14 protein-coding genes and 2 pseudogenes are annotated in these 19,528 nt (G+C 68.1%); 13 read left to right on the top strand and 3 right to left on the bottom strand.

Translation table 11 applies throughout. The annotated features are described in order from the left end of the window. Positions 1 to 15: 15 nt before the first annotated feature. Positions 16 to 1,434, top strand: coding sequence for a 3-isopropylmalate dehydratase large subunit (gene leuC / locus AC1RCS_RS23060; RefSeq protein WP_492246286.1), 1,419 nt, complete (start codon positions 16 to 18; stop codon positions 1,432 to 1,434). After that, positions 1,431 to 2,099, top strand: a complete 669-nt coding sequence (leuD, locus tag AC1RCS_RS23055) for a 3-isopropylmalate dehydratase small subunit (protein WP_492246242.1) — start codon at positions 1,431 to 1,433, stop codon at positions 2,097 to 2,099. The genes leuC and leuD overlap by 4 nt, the downstream gene beginning before the upstream one ends. Before the next feature lie 29 nt (positions 2,100 to 2,128). On the opposite strand, the gene AC1RCS_RS23050 is transcribed toward leuD, so the two are convergent. Further along, the gene (locus tag AC1RCS_RS23050; protein ID WP_218294312.1) at positions 2,129 to 3,130 is read right to left on the bottom strand and encodes a PhnD/SsuA/transferrin family substrate-binding protein; all 1,002 of its coding nucleotides are present in this window, start codon (positions 3,128 to 3,130) and stop codon (positions 2,129 to 2,131) included. A 359-nt stretch (positions 3,131 to 3,489) separates the two neighbouring features. Here AC1RCS_RS23050 and AC1RCS_RS23045 point away from each other — a divergent pair, with 359 nt between their 5' ends. From AC1RCS_RS23045 to AC1RCS_RS23020, 6 genes are all read left to right on the top strand, one after another. Beyond that, complete coding sequence (locus AC1RCS_RS23045; RefSeq protein ID WP_369642285.1) at positions 3,490 to 4,410, top strand: hypothetical protein; 921 nt, start codon at positions 3,490 to 3,492, stop codon at positions 4,408 to 4,410. A 20-nt stretch (positions 4,411 to 4,430) separates the two neighbouring features. Next, positions 4,431 to 4,910 carry a hypothetical protein gene (locus AC1RCS_RS23040; protein ID WP_492246243.1) on the top strand — a complete coding sequence of 160 codons (480 nt, stop codon included), beginning with the start codon at positions 4,431 to 4,433 and terminating at the stop codon, positions 4,908 to 4,910. A gap of 154 nt (positions 4,911 to 5,064) precedes the next feature. Further along, positions 5,065 to 6,303: a hypothetical protein gene (locus tag AC1RCS_RS23035; protein ID WP_218294315.1), complete on the top strand. Its 1,239-nt coding sequence runs from the start codon at positions 5,065 to 5,067 to the stop codon at positions 6,301 to 6,303. Next, positions 6,300 to 8,486 (top strand): AAA family ATPase, encoded by a 2,187-nt coding sequence (locus AC1RCS_RS23030; protein WP_492246244.1) that lies wholly within the window; start codon positions 6,300 to 6,302, stop codon positions 8,484 to 8,486. The genes AC1RCS_RS23035 and AC1RCS_RS23030 overlap by 4 nt, the downstream gene beginning before the upstream one ends. Before the next feature lie 48 nt (positions 8,487 to 8,534). Next, positions 8,535 to 10,004, top strand: a complete 1,470-nt coding sequence (locus tag AC1RCS_RS23025; RefSeq protein WP_492246245.1) for a leucine-rich repeat domain-containing protein — start codon at positions 8,535 to 8,537, stop codon at positions 10,002 to 10,004. Continuing rightward, positions 10,004 to 11,650 carry an ankyrin repeat domain-containing protein gene (locus AC1RCS_RS23020; protein ID WP_492246246.1) on the top strand — a complete coding sequence of 549 codons (1,647 nt, stop codon included), beginning with the start codon at positions 10,004 to 10,006 and terminating at the stop codon, positions 11,648 to 11,650. The genes AC1RCS_RS23025 and AC1RCS_RS23020 overlap by 1 nt, the downstream gene beginning before the upstream one ends. Before the next feature lie 81 nt (positions 11,651 to 11,731). Here the strand turns inward: AC1RCS_RS23020 and AC1RCS_RS23015 are convergent, their stop codons facing one another. Continuing rightward, positions 11,732 to 12,625, bottom strand: coding sequence for a LysR family transcriptional regulator (locus AC1RCS_RS23015; RefSeq protein WP_492246247.1), 894 nt, complete (start codon positions 12,623 to 12,625; stop codon positions 11,732 to 11,734). Positions 12,626 to 12,731: 106 nt separating this feature from the next. Between AC1RCS_RS23015 and AC1RCS_RS23010 the strand changes: the two genes are divergently transcribed. From AC1RCS_RS23010 to AC1RCS_RS22990, 5 genes and pseudogenes are all read left to right on the top strand, one after another. After that, positions 12,732 to 14,096: an acyclic terpene utilization AtuA family protein gene (locus tag AC1RCS_RS23010; RefSeq protein WP_492246248.1), complete on the top strand. Its 1,365-nt coding sequence runs from the start codon at positions 12,732 to 12,734 to the stop codon at positions 14,094 to 14,096. Positions 14,097 to 14,110: 14 nt separating this feature from the next. Next, a complete protein-coding gene (locus AC1RCS_RS23005; RefSeq protein ID WP_492246249.1) occupies positions 14,111 to 14,473 on the top strand; it encodes an AtuA-related protein in 363 nt (120 codons plus the stop codon). 313 nt (positions 14,474 to 14,786) lie between these two features. Then, positions 14,787 to 15,779, top strand: a complete 993-nt coding sequence (locus tag AC1RCS_RS23000; protein WP_492246250.1) for a Bug family tripartite tricarboxylate transporter substrate binding protein — start codon at positions 14,787 to 14,789, stop codon at positions 15,777 to 15,779. 183 nt (positions 15,780 to 15,962) lie between these two features. After that, positions 15,963 to 16,280: pseudogene (locus AC1RCS_RS22995) on the top strand (alpha/beta hydrolase domain-containing protein); the annotation flags it as partial. 272 nt (positions 16,281 to 16,552) lie between these two features. Then, positions 16,553 to 18,352: pseudogene (locus AC1RCS_RS22990) on the top strand (alpha/beta hydrolase domain-containing protein); the annotation flags it as partial. A 242-nt stretch (positions 18,353 to 18,594) separates the two neighbouring features. Here the strand turns inward: AC1RCS_RS22990 and AC1RCS_RS22985 are convergent. Next, complete coding sequence (locus AC1RCS_RS22985) at positions 18,595 to 19,503, bottom strand: LysR family transcriptional regulator (RefSeq protein WP_492246251.1); 909 nt, start codon at positions 19,501 to 19,503, stop codon at positions 18,595 to 18,597. Positions 19,504 to 19,528 lie beyond the last annotated feature (25 nt).

The following is a 19,528-nucleotide window of genomic DNA, read 5'->3' as shown; positions in this document are numbered from 1 at the left end:
CTCACCACGATGACCATGACCACCCCCACCACGCTCTACCAGAAGCTGGTCGCATCGCACACCGTGGCCGTTCTCGATGAACAGAACGTGCTGCTCTTTTGCGACCTGCACCTGATGAACGAATACACCAGCCCCCAGGCCTTCGCCGGCCTGCACGAGGCCGGGCGCGGCGTGCCCGTGCCGGGGCAGAACGTGGCGGTGGTCAGCCACATCATCCCCACGCACCCGGTGCGCTGGCGCACCATCCAGGACCCGCCCTCGGCCCTGCAGGCCAGCAACCTCAAGGCCAACTGCGACCGCCACGGCATCCCGCTGTTCGACACCAACGACCCGCTGCAGGGCATCGAGCATGTGATCGCGCCCGAGCACGGCATGGTGCGCCCGGGCATGGTCATCATCTGCGGCGACAGCCACACCACCACGTACGGTGCCCTGGGCGCGCTGGGTTTCGGCATCGGCACGTCCGAGGTCGAGCACGTGCTGGCCACCCAGACCCTGGTCTACCGCCTCGCCAAGGACATGCGCATCCGCGTGGACGGCACGCTGCCCACCGGCACCACGGCCAAGGACCTGATTCTCATGGTCATCAGCCGCATCGGCGCGCAGGGCGCACGCGGCTATGTGGTGGAGTTCTGCGGCAGCGCCATCGAAGCCCTGTCGGTGGAGGCGCGCTTCACGCTGTGCAACATGGCGGTGGAGGCGGGTGCGCGCGGCGCGCTGATCGCGCCCGACGCCACGGCCATCGACTACGTGCTGGCCAAGGCCCCCGACATCACCGGCGAGGTCCGCGCGCAGGCCCTGGCCCACTGGGCCACGCTGGGCAGTGACGCGGGCGCCGTGTTCGACGTGGAGCATGTGTTCGACGCCAGCGGCGTGGCCCCCTTCGTCACCTGGGGCACCAGCCCCGACCAGGCCATGGCCATCAACGCCACCGTGCCCCGACCCGAGGACATCACCGACGCCGTGCAGCGCAGCAGCGCCGAGCAGGCCCTGCGCTACACGGCCCTGGCGGCAGGGCAGCCGCTGGCGGGCGTGCCGGTGCAGCATGTGTTCATCGGCTCGTGCACCAATGCGCGCATCGAAGACCTGCGCGAGGTGGACCGCATCGTCGGCAGTCGCCACGTGGCCCATGGCGTGCGCGCCATGGTCGTGCCCGGCTCGGGCGCCGTGAAGGCCCAGGCCGAGGCCGAGGGCATCGCCGCGCGCCTGGTGGCCGCGGGCTTCGAGTGGCGCCAGCCCGGCTGCTCCATGTGCCTGGCCATGAACGACGATGTGCTGGCCCCCGGCCAGCGCTGCGCCTCCACCACCAACCGCAATTTCGAGGGCCGCCAGGGCCGCGGCGCCATCACCCACCTGATGAGCCCGGCCATGGCCGCCGCCGCCGCCGTCACGGGCTGCATCACCGACGTAAGAACCCTGGAGGTGACCGCATGAGCGCCGACCACAACCACACCACCGTGCGCGGCCAGGCGGCCCTGCTCGACATCGCCAACCTCGACACCGACCAGATCATGCCCAAGCAGTTCCTGCGCGGCATCGACAAGGCGGGCCTGGCGCCGGGCCTGCTGTACGACCTGCGCTTTGACGGCGCGGGCCAGCCGAGGCCGGATTTCGTGCTCAACCAGCCGGCGTTTGCCGGCACCGATGTGCTGCTGGCCGGCAGCAATTACGGCTGCGGCTCCAGCCGCGAGCATGCCGTGTGGGGCATGCAGCAGTACGGCTTCCAGGCCGTGGTGGCATCGAGCTTCGGCGAGATCTTCTACTCCAACGCCATGAACAACCGCCTGCTGCTGGCCATGGTGACCGAGGCCGATGCCCAGGCCTTCATGCACGAGGCGCGCGCCGCTACCGGTCCCTTGGCCATGGAGATCGATGTGGAACAGCGCCAGGTGCGCACGGCAGGGCACAGCGCACCGTTCACCATCTCCGAGCGGCACCGGCGCATGTTCCTCGACGGGCTGGATGTGATTGGAGCTTCGCTCACCTACCAGGCGCAGATCGATGCCTTTGCCCAGCGGCACTGGGCCGCGCAGCCCTGGGTGAAGGATGTCGCGCGGCGCACGCGCGAGCGGCTTGGGGCCGCCTCCGCGCAGGCCTGAACCGCCAGCGCCTTGGCGCTGCGGGGCACCTACTTGGCGGCGGGCTTGCCGGCCTGCGCCGCCTTCGCGGTCTTGTTGTAGACCTCCATCACCGTGGCGAAGTCGCGCTCGAAGTTGATGGGCAAGAAGGTGTCGTTGCCCGGCAGCAGCTGGCGCAGCTTGGGCGAGAAGCTGTAGCTGTACGAGCATTTCTTCACGCGCGCCTGCACCTCGGGCGACACGTCCTTGCCCAGGGTCCAGGTTTCGGTCATGAACGGCGGGCTTTCCCACAGCGTGCGGATGCTCGAACCCTTCACATCGCCCTTGACCACCATGCGCTGGTACAGGTCGCTGGCCACGGCGGCGGCGGGGTAGAAGCCGTGCATCACACCCGTCACCGAGCGCTCGTGGCCGTTGGAGAACACCACCTCGTAGTTCTGGTCCGGCACCAGGCCAATGGCCGGGAACAGCGCGCGCGGCGCCAGGTTGCCGGAGTTGGATGTGGGCGTGGTGTGCGCGATCTTCTTGCCCACCAGGTCCTGCGGCTTGGTGAACGGGCTGTCCACGCGCGCAATCAGGATCAGCTTGTACGAGTTGCGCTGCCCGCTGGCCTTGTTGCCCGGCACGCCAAACGGCGCGGGCTGGCCGGCGGCCACCAGCTGCGGCACCAGGCCGGGGTTCACCTGGGCCAGCTGGGCCTTGCCGGCGACCAGGCTGTCGATGAGGTCCTTCTCCCCCAGCACGTCGATGTTGGTGCTGCGTTCCAGCGACTCGCCCTGCAGGTTCTGCAGGTCGATGTTGCCGCAGCGCGCCAGATGATTGAAGTAGTCGCCCCACAGCAGCATGGTTTCGCTCTTGGCGTAGGTCTTGGGCATGGCCACCACCAGCTTCTCGCGCGTCCCGCTGAAGGCGGGGGATGGGGCCGTGGCTGCGGCGCGGACAGCGGCGGCGCGGGCCTGGGGTGTGGCGGCGGTGTCCGTCTGGGCGGCAACGGGGCCGAGCGTGAAGGTGGCGCAGAGCAAAAGCGCGCCAGAGCGTGCGTGAGAACGCATGGTGAATCTCCCTCGGGGTTTTGTGATGGTGGTGGCCCGCAGGCCAACCTGGCGGGGCCACGCACGGGTTGCGGGCCTGCCGGTGGCGTGCCGCGCGGCGCTGCCCGGCCGCGCGGCGGGCTGGCCGTCGAGTATGCATGAAGCACCCGCGCGCCAAGGCAAGCGGCGGGTGCTGGAACCGTGGAGGCGCGTGGCGCCCACCGCATCCGTCCAACGGCCGTGCCGCTGAAGGACGGTGGTTGACATGGCGTCAAGTGCCAGGGCCCGGACGATGGACAACGCCGAGAGGGACGGTGCCCGCGAAGCCGGTAACAATTCGTGTACTTCCACCGCGAACCCACTCTCCCTACCGCCGCACCATGTCGCAAAACGCACACACCCTGCACCTGTTCTTCGAAGACGCGATCAAGCTCAAGACCGGCCAGCTGGTCTACCAGTACCTGGCCGCCGGCAATACCGAACAGGCGCAGCGCTGGGCCCAGAAACTGGGGGGCGCGGATCTGGCGGCGCTGTGGGACGAACAGTGGTTCAACCAGGAGGTCCTGGCCCAACGCACCCACCTGCTGCTGCGCTTTGACACCGGCACGCACGACGACCTTCCCTTGCGGGCGCTCGAAACACTGTTTGCCCACGGCCTGCAGTCGGCGGTGCTGGAGGTGTTCTACGACCAGGTGGGCGAAACCGAGCGCATGCACTTCGACAAGGGCCAGTGGGTCTCGCGCAAGGCGTTCTTCGAGGCCAACCCGCAGTGGCGCGCGGTGGTGGAGCCCGTGGACGAACCCGTGGCTGCCGGTGAGGCTGGCGAAGGGCCCGACGAGGAAGATGCCCACGCCCACTCCAAGGACCCGGGCAAGCCGGTCTCAGTGTCCAAGCTGCGCAAGCAGGAGGCCGAGCGCAGGAAGAAGGGCGAGGAAGCCGCGCAGGCCTTCATCGACATGGCCAAGGAAATGCACAAGACCGGCACCTCTCCCGTTCAGGGACTGATCGCGGTGCTGCTGCTGCGCGCCGGCTTCAAGGGGCTGCTGCAGGCCATCGCGTTCACGGTGGTCACCGTGCTGCTATTCAAGGGCCTGTGGCTCTGGCTGGGGCTGGGCCTGGTGCTGGCCATCGTGCTGCCGCTGTACTACATGCTGAGCGAGTACAAGGACCTCCACGGGGATGGCGACGAGGACGGCGACCCGGACAAAGACGCCGACGACGACAGCGAAGATGGCGGCGAGAGCGAGGGCCGTGGTGGCGAAGCGCCGCAGGGCGGCAACGCCAGCAAGTCCAGCCATTGAATCCGAGGGAGACACACAAAATGCTGACACAGATCGAATGGTGGGGCGGGCTGATCTTCGTGCTGGGCGCGATCACCTACAAGCTCGTGATGGGCGCGCTGGAAAAGAAGGACGATGGCATCCATTGGTACCGGCTTCAGATGCACGCCTTCTTCCTGCTGCCCGCCGTGGTGCTGGCCGCGTATTTCTATCCGCTGGACAGCCCGTGGCTGCGGTACGGCTACCTGGGCGTGCTGGGTGTCTCGCTGCTGGTGGTGCTGGTGATGCTGGTGCAGGAGATCACGGGCGACGCACCCGGGGATTATGCGGAGAAGGCCGCCACGCTCGACACAGTCAAGGGGGAGGGGGGAGAGGAAAAGAAAAAGCAGACCGAAAACGAGGAGGATGAAACCGGCTGGCTGACGGCGGTGCTGGGGGCCCTGGTGCTCTACAGCCCGGTGCTCGCGGCTTGTGGCCTGGGTTGCTACAAGGCCTGGCCCCTGGTGCAGGCGCTCTGGTAGCGCGGCCTGCGCGGGCAACGCCGGAAGGTGCCGGGTGCTGGACGGCACCGGCACGCATCACAATCCGTGCCAGCCAGCCACCGACTTCTTTTCGTTTGTGTTCTTTCCAAAGCCCTCTCACCGCGCGGCGCGCAGAGTGCCCACCCCCACAGCCATGGCCCACGATTCCTTTCCGGAGCTTCTCTCGCTCTACATGCGGCGCATTCGCGCCAGCGCCTCCGGCGTGGCCACCGAGATCGGCCTGAGCCGCGAGGCCGTGAACAACTGGCGCAACGGCCTGTCGGCGCCCAACCCCCGCTCGCGAGAAAAACTGGTGGCCTGCACCCGCTACCTGCGCCTGACGGAAACCGAGGCCAACCGCCTGCTCAGCGCCGCCGGCTTCGAGCCCGAGTTTCCGCTGCAGGCCGAGTCGGCGGGCGCGGCGCAGCCCTTCGCTGCCTTCCAGGACCGGCTGTTTGCCCAGCTGGCGCAGGCCGTGCCGTATCCCATCTCGCTGCTGCTGTCGCCCGCCCACTGGGGCCAGCCGCCGTTCAGGCAAGAGCTGCTGCAGCGCGCCAAGGCGCAGTACGGCGAAGGCGCGGTGCTGCACATCCAGCCGCCCTACAGCGTGAGCACCGTGCCGGCCGAGTACTTCGCCGCCATTGGCCGCCAGTGCGGGCTCGGCGATGTGGCGTCCGACTACGAATTCGAATCCGCGCTGGAGCGCCGCCTGCTGGCGGGCGAGCGCCTGTTCTGCCTGGTCAGCCGTTTCGAGCAGGGCACCCCCGAACTGCGCGAAACCCTGGCGGGCATCCTGCGCAGCCTGAGCGAGATGCACAGCGGACGGCTGCACCTGCTGCTGTGCGGCGGCGAGGCGCTGGCCGACCTCAAATACCGCAGCGGCGACCTGTCGCTGCTCAACATCGCGCAGGTCAACCACTGGCCCGATCCATCGCTGGAAGACCTCACCCAGCTGGCGCGCCACCGCTGGCCCGAGCAGGCCTGGCCCCAGCCGGTGCTGGCGGCCCTGCAGGAGATCAGCGGTGGACACCCCGCGCTGTTCGAGGAAGGCCTGCAGTGGCTGGTGGACCAGGGAGCGGGCGGCGGCCTGCAGGGCGCGCAGGCAGACCGCGCCGCGCTGCGCACCCACCTGGCCAGCAGCCCGCGCCTGTGGCAGACCCTGCTGCCCCTCGCGCAGGCACCGGCCACCCGGCAACGGCTGGCGCAGCTGCTGCAGGCCGATGAGCTGGGCCGCGCGCGCCCCTACCTGCAGGACGACGAGCTGCGCCGCCTGTTCTGGGGCAACCTCATCCATGTGCGCGGCACGGGCGAGGCCGCGCGGCTGCACTGGCGCAGCCCCACCATCCGCGACGCGGGCCTCATGGTGCTGGACTCGTGTTCGTCGGCCGCATGAGCCCGCTGCTGTCCAGGTCCGTGGTCCGCGCGGTGGTGATCGCGGCCATCACGCTGTTCGTGGGCAGCGCGCTGCTCACGCCCAAGCTCAACCCGGCCACGCGCGGCTCCGTGCTGGGGGCCGAGAACGCGGGGATCGTCTGGGGTGAGCTGGTGCAGTGGCGCGTGGCGATGATGCAGGCGCACAACGAGCTGGACGCCTGGCCCGAGGACATCCGCACACATGCGCCGCGCATCGGCAACCCGCAGCTGCGCGTCACGTCGCCCCGGCCCTACGTACTGCAGGCCGACATCGCCCACAACCCCGAACTGGGCAAGCTCGCGGGCACCCAGGTGGTGGTGGAGCTCAAGCCCGGCACGACCACCTGGAGCTGCCGCCCCGGGCGCCCGCCCATTCCCCTGGGCTATCTGCCCATCAACTGCCTGGAGGGGCAGGCCGACGACTTCACGCCCGTGCCGCCGTCCGAGCGCGACCCGTTCGAAGGCCTGCGCAAGCTCATCTACTGGTGCGCCGCCATCTTCGCCGTGGGAGCGGTGGTCTGGGTCGCGCGCCACCCCCTGCTCGGGCCTTCGCAGCTGCAGCCCGCGCGCCTTCGCCGCACCCCGCTTGCGCGGCTGCCCCGTCTGGACCGGCTGCTGGGCTGGACCGGGCGGCGGGAGTCCACGCTGCTCGCGGCCGACATCCGCCCGGTGGACTGGCGCCGCGCGGTGCTGTGCGCGCAGCCCGGCGCGGCAGAGGGTGCGGGGGGCCTCGTGCGCGCGATGGCCGAGCGGGTTTCCGCCCGCAGCCAGCCCAGCACCGACTGGGCGCTGCCGGGGCTGGTGTTCGAGTGGCAGTTCCCGCCGGACCTGCCCGTGTCGCTGGACCGCTGCCTGGTCTTCGTGCCCACGCCCGGCGTGGACGAGGCCACCGTGCTGCGCCAGCTGCGCGCCGCGCAGACCGGCAGCGACGTGCTGCTGATCCTGAGCGGGCACAGCGTGGACGCGCCGATGCCCCTGCTGCAAGCCCATGCCGATGACCGCGCCAACCTGCACGTGATGGTGGACAGCGCCAGCCAGACCGAATGGCTGGTGGGCGGCGAGGCCCTGCAGGTGCTGCTGCGCCTGCTGGCCGCGCAGCTGCGCATCACCCGCATCTCACCGTACCAGACGCGCGGCGGCGTGACGCGAGAGGGCTCCTTCTTCGGCCGCGCCCAGCTGCTGGCCCGCGTGGTCAACCGCGAACCCGCCAACTACCTGGTGGTGGGCGGGCGCCAGCTGGGCAAGAGCAGCCTGCTCAAGGCCGTGCAGCGCCGCCTGCAGGGCCACCCGCACACCGTGTGCCACTACGTCTCGCTGCGCGACCACCGCCTGGCGCCGCGCATGGCGCTGCAGTTCGGCCTGCCGGCGGACACGCCGCTCGAAGCCATCGTGGACCACCTGCAGGCGCAGTACGCGGGCAAGCGCCTGTATTTGCTGATCGACGAAGCCGACCTCTTTTTCCGCGACGAGTCGAACAGCGGCTATGCCCAGTTGTCCACGCTGCGCGCGCTCAGCGAGGAGGGGCGCTGCTGGTTCATGCTGGCGGGCTTCTGGGACCTGTACGCCACCGCCGTGCTCGACTACCAGAGCCCCCTGCGCAACTTTGGCGAGGTGCTGGCCATCGGCGGGCTGGAGCGCGCCGCCTGCCGCGAGCTGGCCACCGAGCCGCTGCGCCGCCTGCGCCTGGGTTTTGGCAGCGACACGCTGGTGGAAAAGCTCGTGGACGCCAGCGGCCAGCGCGCCAACCTCGTGGCCATCCTGTGCCAGGAATGCCTGGAGGCCCTGCAACCCGGCGAGCGCGCCATCGAGGCGCGCCACCTCGCGCAGGCCCTGGCCTCGCAGCCCGTGCAGGACGCACTGGCCGGCTGGGGGCGCCTGAGCCAGGACGAGGCCGCCTGCCGCCTGGACCGCGTGGTGGTCTACCACACGGCCCAGGCCGGGCAGACCAGCCTGGTGGCCCTGGCCCAGCTGCTGCAAGGCCACGGCATCACGGCCGACGCGCAGGCGCTGCGCCAGTCGCTGGCACGCCTGCAGCTGGCCTATGTGCTGCGCAGGCAGGATGCCGCGTACCGCTTTGCCATCCCGCTGCTGAAAGACCAGTTCGAGCCCACGGAGGTGGAGCTGTTGCTGCGCCAGGAGCTGGCCGTGCTGGCGCGTGGGTGACGGCCGCTTCCGCCGTGCACATCGCCACCGCCTTTGCTACACAAGCCTATGACCACCAAACTCAAGTGGACCAACCGCCTCTACGGCCCCATCCGTGTGCTGAACCATGCGGACGGCCTGCATCTGGAAAAATTCACCGACGCCGATCTCGACCAGATCGCGGGCTGTGACGATGTGCTGGAGATCGACCTGCGCAGCAACCGCACCCCGCAGCCGGTGGACCTGTCGCGCCTGGCGCATATCGCGGGGCTGCGGCGCCTGAGACTGGAGCACGTGCGGTTCAGCAACCTGCAGGCGCTGGGGGCTCTGCCACGCCTGCAGTCGCTACTCATCGCGCACTGCGACTTCCAGGACTTCGAGGCGTTGAACGGCCTGCAGATCGAAACTCTGTTCCTGTGGAACAACAAGCTCAGGGCCTTTCCAGCGGGCCTGGATCTGCCGAAGCTGGAAAGCCTGTACCTGTCGCACAACCGCATCGCCGAGGTGGGATTTGCCGCCAGCTACGCCACGCTCAAGGAACTGCACATCAATGGCAACCAGGTGGCCGACCTCTCGCCCCTCGCCGCCTGTACGGCGCTGGAGCGGCTGTGGGCGGACGACAACCGCCTGAGCACCCTGGCGCCGCTGGCGGGGCGCCGCTTTCAGCGCTTGCATGTGGACAATGCGCTGGCCTGCGAGTGTGAGTCACTGAAGCTGGAGCTGCCCGAGACCCCTTTCGAGCAAGACGCCGAGAGCGCCGAGTCCTGGCGTGTGGCGCGGCTGATGGAGGCCAAGGACTGGCCGCAGCTGTATGCCATCACCTCGCCAGTGCTGCTGGGCAGGGCGTTTTCGAATCTGGTTCACGGGCACGCAGATGCCGAGATGATGCGTGGCGCGCTGGAGCATCCCGCGCCGGGCGCTTTCGAGGCCATGGTGGCTCACGGACTGAGGCCGCACTACGTGTCCGTGCGGGAGCAGTTGGTGGATGTGGTCAGCGCCCACGGCGAGCGGCTAGTGCTGCCGCTGGCCCGTGCATTTGATGCTCTGCTGGCCCAGGGCTACGTGCACGACCCGGAGTTCTACGCTGGTAAGTTCAAGCAAGAGCACTTCACGCTGGCGCGCATCCTGCAGCAGGTGGCCAGCCCGGTATTTGCCGGCCTGTTCCAGGCCTTCTTCGCACAACGCGAGAGCTTTTCGCAACTCCACCTGGACCTTTACAAATGGCTGCTCGACGTAGTGGGCAAGACGCAGTCGCCCGCGCTGGTGGAGCCACTCATCGACCTGCTGCGCCTTGAAGAGCGCATCCTGGGGGGCGATGCGGCGTTCATGAAAAAGACCTTCAAGGCCATTGGGCAGCTGGGCACCCGGGCAGACGCGGCCCTGCTGACCAGCCGATTTGACGTCGCGGCCGAAGCGCGGCCCGATGTGGCCGAGTCCTGCTTGGCCACCTTGAAAAGCTCGAAAAGAAAAAGGCCGAACCCGTGGCGGCGCGTGCGGCTGTGCGCTCTTGCGTCTCCTCCCAACCCTGAGGTTTCCTGATGTCTGAGTCTCGTCTTCACTACACCGTTTATTTCTCATCCCGCGCCCAGGCCGCGGCCTGGGCCGCCGAAGCGCAGGCGACCGCTGATCTGCCGCTGGAGGAACAGGCCCCCGTGCTGGGCGCCATGCTGGGCCTGGGCGGCGATGCGGGTGCCTCTTTCGAGTTCGCGGGGGCTGCCGAGTTGTGTGCCGAGCTGGCCATCCTCGGGCCGTGGAACCTGCTGGCCGCCAACGAGTGGCCACCGGGCCTGATGGAGCGGGGCGCCAAGCTGTTCAGCTGCGAATGGCACAACGGCCCCAAGGCGGAAGGCCTGTGGTTCAACGGCCCCAAATCCGTCACGCGCAAGCAGTTTGAGGCTGCTGTGCGCAAGTTGGACCCGCTGGAAGAAGTGCACCAGTGGCTCTCCAAAGAACAATATGGCGAGGTTTTGAACCTGGTGCACCACCATGGCCTGGACCCCAACACGGTGCTGTACCACCGGCCGCTCATCGTGCACTTGCTCACGCCGCAGGCAGGCAAGGCCAGCGGCGTGTTGCCCACCGACGCCATCATCGCCCTGCTGCAAGCCGGGGCGCGACCCGACCCACTGGCGCTGGTCACGCTCATGCCCAGCTTCACCTTGCCCGTGTTTCCGCTGCATTGCGCGGCGTATGCGTTTGACATTGCACTGATGCAGGCGCTGGTGGACGCTGGCTTGGATGTGAACGCTGTGGACGACGAGGGGCACACGCCCTTGATGCAACTGGCCGATGCAACGCACTATTTGAGCAAGCCAGCCTCCATGGCCGTGCAGGCCGCGCAATGGCTGCTGGAGCGGGGCGCAGAGGTCAACGCCGTGAGCCAGCACGGGGATTCGGCCCTGGCCGGGGGCGTGCACCAGGCGCTGCGCGATCTTCTGGTGGCGCACGGTGGCCGGGTGATCTGGCCGCAACACGCGCTGGAGTACGACACCCCGGAGCAGCAACGCAGCGCGATCTGGTACCACGACCATGCGCGCCTCGATGAACTGCTGGCACAGGCCCCACCGGACGAGGCCTACCGGCAGCAGTTGCTGAGCAGTGCAGTGGATGGAGGAAATGGCCACGCGCTGGACCGGCTGTGGCGGCCGCAAGACCATGCGCTGATGTGCATCGACAAAATCCCACAGCCCCGTTTGCTGGCGGAATCCCTCACGAAGCACGAAGGCACGGACGTGGCCACGATGCAATACCTGGTGCAGCGCAGCGCACCCGAGGCATTCCCCACGCGCGACGCCGCCTGGCTGGATGCCGCCAACAGCTGCATGCACGATTTCACCAGCCGCATCGTGGACCGGCCTGTGGCATTGCTGGAGATGGTGCTGGCGCTCGGCCTGCCCGCCGAGCCACCCGCCGATGCGCAGCACACCCCCCTGGAGTGGGCCATCCACGGCCTGTCTGAAGCCAAGGTCGCGCTGCTGTTGGCCCACGGTGCCAACCCCAACAGGGCGCTGTACCACGGTGGCAATGCCCTGCATGAGGCGGTGCTGTACAAGGCGACCGATTGCATCCCATTGCTGTTGCAAGCGGGGGCGGACCGTACCCAGTGCGACCGCCAGGGCCGCACACCGCTGCAACTGGCCGTGTCCAAGCGCAATAAGACGGCCCAGAAGCTGCTCGCGGCCTGATTTTGATCGAAATCCAGATTTGGGGCTTTACCCGTAAGCGCTGAAAGCTATCAATAGAGTAGCAAAAATATCTGGCTTCCATCACGGCCGCTGCACCATCACCAGCGCATACAGCGCCTGCGCCGCCACCGACAGGCTTTCGTCGCGCCGCCGCACCAGATAAATCTGCCGCGTGAGCCCGGGCAGCGACAGCGGCCGCGTGACCAGCCCCGGCTGCTCGAAATGGAACAGCGTGAGCGCCGGCACCACGCTGATGCCCAGCCCCGCGCGCACCATGCCCATCACGGTGGCCAGTTGCTCCACCTCCATCAGCGTGTGCATGGCCTGCGGGTGCAGGGCGGCCTCGAGGTACTGGCGCACGCTGCTGGTGCGCGCCAGGTGGATGAAGGGCCAGGCGGCCAGGTCCTGCGTGGTGATGGCCTTGCGCCTGCGCGCCAGCGGGTGGCCGGCGGGGCACACCAGATAGAAGTCATCGCTGCAGAACGGCTCGGCCTGCAGCGCGGGGGTGTCGGCGCGGATGGCGGCCAGTGCAAAGTCGGCATGGCCGCTGGCCACGCGCTCGATGCAGGGTTCGGACAGTACGTCGGCAATGTCGATCTCGATGCCCGGGTGCGCCGCGCGGTACTGCGCCAGCACGCCCGGCAGCCAGCCCGCGGCCAGCGATGGCAGCAGCGCCACGGCCACGCGCCCGCGCTGCAGCGTGGCCGTGTCGCGCACGGCGGCCAGGGCGCTGGTGATTTCGGCGCGGATGCGGCGGGCCGACTCCAGGAAGTTCTGCCCCTCGGGCGTGAGGTCCACATGCCGTGTGCTGCGGTCGAACAGGCGCAGGCCCAGGTCGTCCTCCAGTGCGCGGATGAGGGCGCTGAACGCAGGCTGCGACAAGTGGCACAACGTGGCGGCGCGGGTGAAGCTGCGCTGCTCGGCCAGCGCAAGGAAGGCGTCTAGCTGGCGGCTGGAGAGGTGAGGGGCGCTCATGGTGGGGCTGAATGATTCATCTGCATATCAGATGGATTCATCAGAACAATCGATTTCACAGAATACAGCCATGTTCCTACATTCATGGTCAGGAGACAACGGATTCATGCCGAACGACCAAAAAACCAAACTGCTGGTGGGCTGCGCCGCCGGCTTCTCGGGTGACCGCACCGACGCGGCCTTGCCCGTGGTGCAGGCGCTTATCGCCAGCGGCCAGCCTGCGGTGCTCATCTTCGAGACCCTCGCCGAGCGCACACTGGCCCTGGCGCAACTGGCGCGCCGCACTGACCCGGATGCAGGTTATGAACCCCTGCTGGTGGACCTGCTGCGCCCCGTGCTGGCGCAGTGCCTGGCGCACGGCGTGCGCATCGTCAGCAACTTTGGCGCCGCCAACCCGCACGGCGCCGCGCGCCGCATCCACGCCCTGGCGGCCGAGCTGGGCCTGGCCTCCCCGCGCATTGCCGTACTGCAGGGCGACGACCTGAGCGGACCCGAGCACCGCGCGCTGCTGCAAGGCGCCTTGGGCAGCGCCATGCCCACCGAGCCCATCGTGAGCGCCAACGCCTACATCGGTGCACAGGCCATTGCCGATGCACTGCGCGCCGGGGCCGACATCGTGGTCTGCGGCCGCGTGGCCGACCCGTCGCTCGTGCTGGGCCCGGCGCTTGCGCACTACGGCTGGGCCACTGACGACTGGGACCGCCTGGCCCGCGCCACCATGGCCGGGCACCTGCTCGAATGCGGCGCGCAGGTCACGGGCGGCTACTTTGCCGACCCCGGCTACAAGGATGTACAAGGCTTGGCGCAACTGGGCTACCCCATCGCCGAGATCGATGCCGACGGCCACTGCACCATCACCAAGCCGCCCGGCACCGGCGGGCGCATCGACGAGCGCACCGTCAAGGAGCAGCTGCTGTACGAGCTGCACGACCCTGCGGCGTATCTCACGCCCGACGTGGTGGCCGATATCACCCAGGCCCGCGTGCAGGCCGTGGGCACCGACGCCGTGGGGCTGGAAGGCGTGCAGGGCCATGCCCGGCCCGCCACGCTCAAGGTCAACGTGTGCTTTGAATCCGGCTGGTTCGCCGAGGGCGAAATCTCCTACGCTGGCCCGCGCGCCGAAGCCCGCGCGCGCCTGGCGGGCGAGGTGCTGCGCGAGCGATTGAGCGGCCTGGGCCCGCTGCGCATCGACCTGATCGGCGTGACCAGCATCTTCGGCGACGACACCAGCCGGTGGCTGGACGCCCCTGCAGACGCAGGTGCCCACGCCCGCGATGTGCGCCTGCGCCTGGCCCTGCAGCACCGCGATCACGCCAGCGCCCAGCGCCTTGTGCGCGAGGTGACCGCGCTCTACACCTGCGGGCCTGCGGGTGGCGGCGGGGTGCGCACCGCCATGCGGCCCCGCCTGGGCACGGTGTCGTGCCTGGTGCCGCGCGACGCGGTGGCCGTGCGTTTTGAGATGGTGGATTGAGGAGTACACACACCATGACAACCACCATCACCGTTCCGCTTTATCGAGTTGCTCATAGCCGCACCGGCGACAAAGGCAACCGCTCCAACTTCAGCGTCATCGCCTGGCACCCCGCGCTGTGGGATGTGCTGGTCGAACAAGTCACCGAGGCCGCCGTGGCACAGCAGTTTGCGCAGCGCCGCCCGCGCCAGGTCACGCGCTACCTGCTGCCCCAGCTGCAGGCCATGAACCTCGTGCTGGACGACGTGCTCGACGGTGGCGTGAACGACGCGCTCAACCTCGACAGCCACGGCAAGGCACTGAGCTACCTGCTGCTCGATATGCCCGTCACCGTGCCCGCGCACCTGTCGCCGCACTTTGGCGGTCCCACGGCCTAGGGCCTGTTCACACTATTTTTGCCAGATGCGTTGCGAAGCAAACAGGCCAGGCGCTAGGCGCCAAACGAAGCTGGGGTGCGGCCCCAGCGAGGATTGGCAACACAGCGGATGGCCTGTTTGCTTCGCAACCCGAAGGGAAGGCAACCCCAGCCACGCCCCTCGTCGTTGCGTTCCTAGCCAAGGCCCCGGCCTTGGCGTCGTCACGCGCCTAGATTGGCGTGGCTGGGGCTGCCTTCGCACTGGCAAAAATAGTGTGAACAGGCCCTAGACCTCCCGTTTCGCTTTTTCATCCATACCAACACCAGGAGACAAGATGACCCATTCATCCCCCCGCCGCGCTCTGCTCGCCACTGCCGCCGTAATGGCGCTGTGCGCATTGCACGCCCCTGCTGCGCTGGCCCAGGCGGCCGGTGCCTACCCCGCCAAGCCCATCACCTTCGTCGTGCCATTCGCGGCCGGCAGCGCCACCGACCAGCTGGCGCGCGCGCTGGGCCAGTCCATCACCACCGACACCAAGCAGCCGGTGGTCATCGACAACAAGGCCGGCGCCAGCGGCATGATCGCCGCGTCGGCAGTGGCCAAGGCCGCGGCGGACGGCTACAGCGTGCTCATCACCACCAACACCACGCATGCGGCCAACGAGCACCTGTACAAAAAACTCTCGTACGACCCGGTGAAGGACTTCGCGCCCGTGACGGGCCTGGGCAAGGGCGGGCAGGTGCTGGTGGTCAACGCCAGCGCGCCGTACAAGAACGTGGGCGAGCTGCTGGCCTTTGCCAAGAAGAACCCCGGCAAGCTCAGCTTCGGCAGCGGCAGTTCGTCGAGCCGCATGGCCGGCGAAATGCTCAAGCAACTGGCGGCGGTGGACATCCTGCACGTGCCCTACAAGAGCAATCCGCTGGCCATCACTGACCTGCTGGGCGGGCAGATCGACCTGATGATCACCGACACCTCCACCGGCGTGCCCCAGGTCAAGGCGGGCAAGCTGCGGGCCCTGGGCTACTCCACCCAAAAGCGCAGCGCCCAATTGCCCGATGTGCCCACGCTGGACGAAGCCGGTGTGAAGGGCTACGACATGGGCTACTGGTTTGCTGCCTACGTACCGGCGGGCACGCCCGCGCCGGTGGTGGCGCGCCTCAACGAGCTGCTGACCGCCGCCACCAAGAGCGCCGCGGCCAAGAGCTTCTATGACAACGCCGGCTCCGAAGCCTGGACGACCACGCCGGATGAACTCGCCAAGTTCCAGGCCGCCGAAACCCAGAAGTGGGGCAAGGTGATCAAGGCCGCCGGTATCGAGGCCGAATAAGCCACCGGCCCACCCACAGGCCCACCCACCGGGCCGTTTCATTCCTTTTTTGCTTCTCGCAGCCTGCCTTTGCCGGCAGGTCTGGGCGAAGCCTTGCCCGCGCGCGGCGCAACAGACGCTGCCGTTTTGTTCCAGAGCCGTTCCAGCGGCCCGCACCACCATCCATCCAAGGAGACAGACACCATGAAACCTTTTCGTGCATTCGGAAAACTCGCGCTCACGGCCGCCGCTGCAGCCGCCATCACGGCCTGCGGGGGGTCCAGCAACGATGCGCCCAAGGGCCCCGCGCTCAAGCTGGCCATCACCGCCACCGAGGCCTTTCCGGGCACCTATGGCGCCGTGGGCGAATACGAGCGCGTGACCGGCACCATCAGCGGCGAGGTAGACCCCAAGGACCCCAAGAACGCCACCATCCAGGACCTGGCGCTTGCGCCCACCAATGCCAACGGCATGGTCGAGTACAAGGCCGACTTCGTCATGCTCAAGCCCAGGAACATGGATGGAACCTGTTCAGTGTCTTTTTGAAGTTGCACAAGTCTCTTTTCGGGATGGGATGCTAGGCGCGGCGTGCAGCCAATAGCTCGGCTATTGGCAAGCGCCGCAACGCCGCAGACCGCCCGAAAAGACACTTGCCCGAAGGGTTGGAGTGAAATCGGGCGATTGGACGCCCCGGCTGCTTGCATGGGCATGAGCCCATACGGCGCATCCGAAGCATCCACTCATCCCGATTGCACTCCAATGCAACCCCAAAAAGACACTGAACAGGTTCCTAGGCCAGCGGCGTGCTGCGCTACGACGCACCCAACCGCGGCAACATCCTCACGATGCTCAACCCCACGGCCACGCCCAGCGATGCGGTGTACCTGGAGCGTGGCTACGTGATGCTGTATTCGGCCTGGCAGGGCGATGTGCCCAAGAGCACCGCCGCGCGCCTCACGGTGACGGTGCCCGTGGCCAAGAACAAGGACGGCAGCAGCATCACCGGCCCCTACCGTGCCGAGCTGGTGCCCACCGCTGCCAGCCCCGCGATGACGCTGCCCGGGGGCGTCTTCAACGGCACCATGATCCCGTACGAGCCCGCCAGCCTGGACAACACCCAGCCCGGCTACTCGCTCACCCGCCGCGCCAACGAGACCGATGCGCGCGTGTCCGTGCCCGCGAGCGACTGGAAGTTCGCCACCTGCGACACAGGCACCAACGCCTTCCCTGGCACGCCCAGCCCCACCAGCGTGTGCCTGAAGGGCGGGTTCGACCCAGCCTACCTGTACGAGCTGGTCTACGTCGCCAAGGACCCCAAGGTCATGGGCGTGGGCCTGGCCGCGTTGCGCGACACCGTGAGCTTCTTTCGCGGCAAGGCGGCCGATTCTGCGGGCACCCCCAACCCGCTGGCTGGCCGCATCACGCACACGCTGGGGCAGGGCACCTCGCAGTCGGGCAACGCTATGAAGACCTTTCTGCACCTGGGCTTCAACCAGGCGCTCGATGGCGGCAAGGTGTTCGACGGCATGTTCGCCCACGTGGCTGCGCGCCAGACGCACATCAACACCCGCTTTGCCGTGCCCGGTGGCGGCGGCGGCTTGCGCACCGACCACACCGCCTTCGGCCAGACGGCACCGCGCGGGCTGGACAAGGACTACATGGACGACATCAGCGGCCGCCAGGGCGGGGTGATGAAGCGCTGCGCGGCCACCAACACCTGTCCCAGGTTCTTCCTGGGCCTGTCGGGCACCGAGTTCTGGCAGCTGCAGGGCTCGCCCGTGCTGACCGACGCCAACGGCACCAAGGACCTGGTCCAGCCCGAGAACGCGCGCATTTACTACTACGCCAGCACCCAGCACGGCGGGGCAGGGGGCACGGCCAGCATTGCCTATGCACCCACGCGCGCCACGTACCCCACGGGCACGGTGGTGCAGTTCAACGACACCTTCCGTGCGCTGTTCCTCAACCTGGAAGACTGGCTGGTGCGCGGCACGCAGCCGCCCGCCAGCCAAGTGCCCAAGCTGGCCGACGGCACGCTGGTGCGGCCCGAAGTGCTGGCCTTCCCGGCCATGAAGGGATTGACCTGGGCGGTGGGCGGCGTGCAGACCGCCATTCCTGACTTCAGCTACCGGGGCGTGTACAACAACTTCCCGCTGTTCGACTTCGGCCCGCAGTACATCCCGCAGGACGAATCGGGCATCGCCACCATCCTGCCCCCGCGCAACCTGGGCCGCGACTACGCCATCCTGGTGCCGCAGGTCGATGCGTCCACGGGCCTCACCCGCGCTGGTATCCGCAGCGTGGAAGCGCGTGCACCCTTGGGTACTAGCATCGAGTTCAACTACGTCGCCACGCCCGGCATCACCGACCTGGCCAACCTCACGGGCAGCTTCATTCCCTTTCACAAGACGCGGGCCGCGCGGCTGGCGGCGGGCGATGCGCGGCCGTCGCTGGAAGAGCTGTACGGCACACAAGACGGCTACGTGACGGCCGTGACCGAGGCCGCCAACACACTGGTCGCGCAGCGCCTGCTGCTGCAGCGCGATGCGGACCTGCAGATTGCGCGTGCGAAGGCGGCTGCAGTGCTGCCGTGAGGTGATGAGGCCGGGGAGCGGGGGCGGGCGGTAGGTCTGGTGCTGCCATGCTGCTGGGCGATGGCCCCCTCTCCCCAGCCCCTCTCCCGCAAGAGCGAAGAGCGAAGGGCGAGGGGCGAGGGGCGAGGGGCGAGGGGCAAGAATGCCGCCGTGCGTTCGAGCTCCACGCGAAAATCAAGCAAAAATAGCCTGCAGCGCTTGATCCGCCAGCGTCAATAGCTATCAAAAAAGTAGCGTTTTATCTAGCCGGCGCACTGCTGCCACGGCACACCTTCAAACCGCAGCACCAAAAAATCCAGCAGCGCCCGCACCGCGGGCGACAGGTGCCTGCGCGACGGGTACAGCGCATGGATCGTCATCACCGGCAAGCTCCACGCAGGCAGCACCGCCTGCAGCTCGCCGCGGTGCAGGTAGGGGTTGACCAGGTAGGTGGGCTGCAGCGCGATGCCGCCGCCCGCCAGCGCGGCGCGCATGAGCGTGGTGGCCTCGTTGGCGCTGAAGTGGCCTGAGACGCCCACGCGCTCCGTCTCTCCATCGCGGGTCAGCGCCCATACGCTCTTGCCAAAGTTGGCATAGCTCAGGCAGCGGTGCTGCGCCAGGTCGGCGGGCACCTGCGGTGTGCCATGCGCGGCCAGGTACGTGGGCGATGCCACCAGCACCGAATCGCAGCGCGCCAGGGGGCGACCGATGAGCAGCGGGTCGGGCTCGGCGCTGATGCGGATGGCCAGGTCGATGCGTTTTTCCACCAGGTTCAACGAGCCCTCGCTCGCGTCCAGATCAATCTTGAGCAGCGGGTGCTGGGTCAGAAAATCCGCAATCGCCGCGCCCATCTGCGCGAACGCGAACGACACGCTGCAGGTGATGCGCAGCTGCCCGCGCAGCGCGCCCTCGGTGGTGGTGGCGGTTTCTTCTTCCAGGTCCTGCGACAGCGCCAGCATCTGCTGGCAACGGCGCAGGCAGTGTTCGCCGGCGTCGGTCAGCGTCACGCTGCGGGTGGTGCGCTGCAACAGCCGCGCCTGCAGCCACTGCTCCATCTCGCCCACATAGCGCGTGACCATGGCGCGCGACATCTCCAGCCGGTCGGCCGTGGCGCTGAAGCTGCCGCTGGTGGCCACTTCCACAAACACCCGCATGGCGGTCAGGCGGTCCATATTTGCTCTATTGGTGCAACAAATA

The sequence above is a fragment of the Acidovorax sp. GW823-FHT01C06 genome (genome assembly GCF_058798375.1).
This window is presented reverse-complemented; position numbering and strand designations above follow the sequence as displayed.

Bases quoted from the DNA above. Each gene is read 5' to 3' on its own strand.
- leuC (WP_492246286.1), top strand. From the start codon at position 16: ATGACCACCCCCACCACGCTCTACCAGAAGCTGGTCGCATCGCACACC.
- leuD (WP_492246242.1), top strand. From the start codon at position 1,431: ATGAGCGCCGACCACAACCACACCACCGTGCGCGGCCAGGCGGCCCTG.
- AC1RCS_RS23050 (WP_218294312.1), bottom strand. From the start codon at position 3,130: ATGCGTTCTCACGCACGCTCTGGCGCGCTTTTGCTCTGCGCCACCTTC.
- AC1RCS_RS23045 (WP_369642285.1), top strand. From the start codon at position 3,490: ATGTCGCAAAACGCACACACCCTGCACCTGTTCTTCGAAGACGCGATC.
- AC1RCS_RS23040 (WP_492246243.1), top strand. From the start codon at position 4,431: ATGCTGACACAGATCGAATGGTGGGGCGGGCTGATCTTCGTGCTGGGC.
- AC1RCS_RS23035 (WP_218294315.1), top strand. From the start codon at position 5,065: ATGGCCCACGATTCCTTTCCGGAGCTTCTCTCGCTCTACATGCGGCGC.
- AC1RCS_RS23030 (WP_492246244.1), top strand. From the start codon at position 6,300: ATGAGCCCGCTGCTGTCCAGGTCCGTGGTCCGCGCGGTGGTGATCGCG.
- AC1RCS_RS23025 (WP_492246245.1), top strand. From the start codon at position 8,535: ATGACCACCAAACTCAAGTGGACCAACCGCCTCTACGGCCCCATCCGT.
- AC1RCS_RS23020 (WP_492246246.1), top strand. From the start codon at position 10,004: ATGTCTGAGTCTCGTCTTCACTACACCGTTTATTTCTCATCCCGCGCC.
- AC1RCS_RS23015 (WP_492246247.1), bottom strand. From the start codon at position 12,625: ATGAGCGCCCCTCACCTCTCCAGCCGCCAGCTAGACGCCTTCCTTGCG.
- AC1RCS_RS23010 (WP_492246248.1), top strand. From the start codon at position 12,732: ATGCCGAACGACCAAAAAACCAAACTGCTGGTGGGCTGCGCCGCCGGC.
- AC1RCS_RS23005 (WP_492246249.1), top strand. From the start codon at position 14,111: ATGACAACCACCATCACCGTTCCGCTTTATCGAGTTGCTCATAGCCGC.
- AC1RCS_RS23000 (WP_492246250.1), top strand. From the start codon at position 14,787: ATGACCCATTCATCCCCCCGCCGCGCTCTGCTCGCCACTGCCGCCGTA.
- AC1RCS_RS22985 (WP_492246251.1), bottom strand. From the start codon at position 19,503: ATGGACCGCCTGACCGCCATGCGGGTGTTTGTGGAAGTGGCCACCAGC.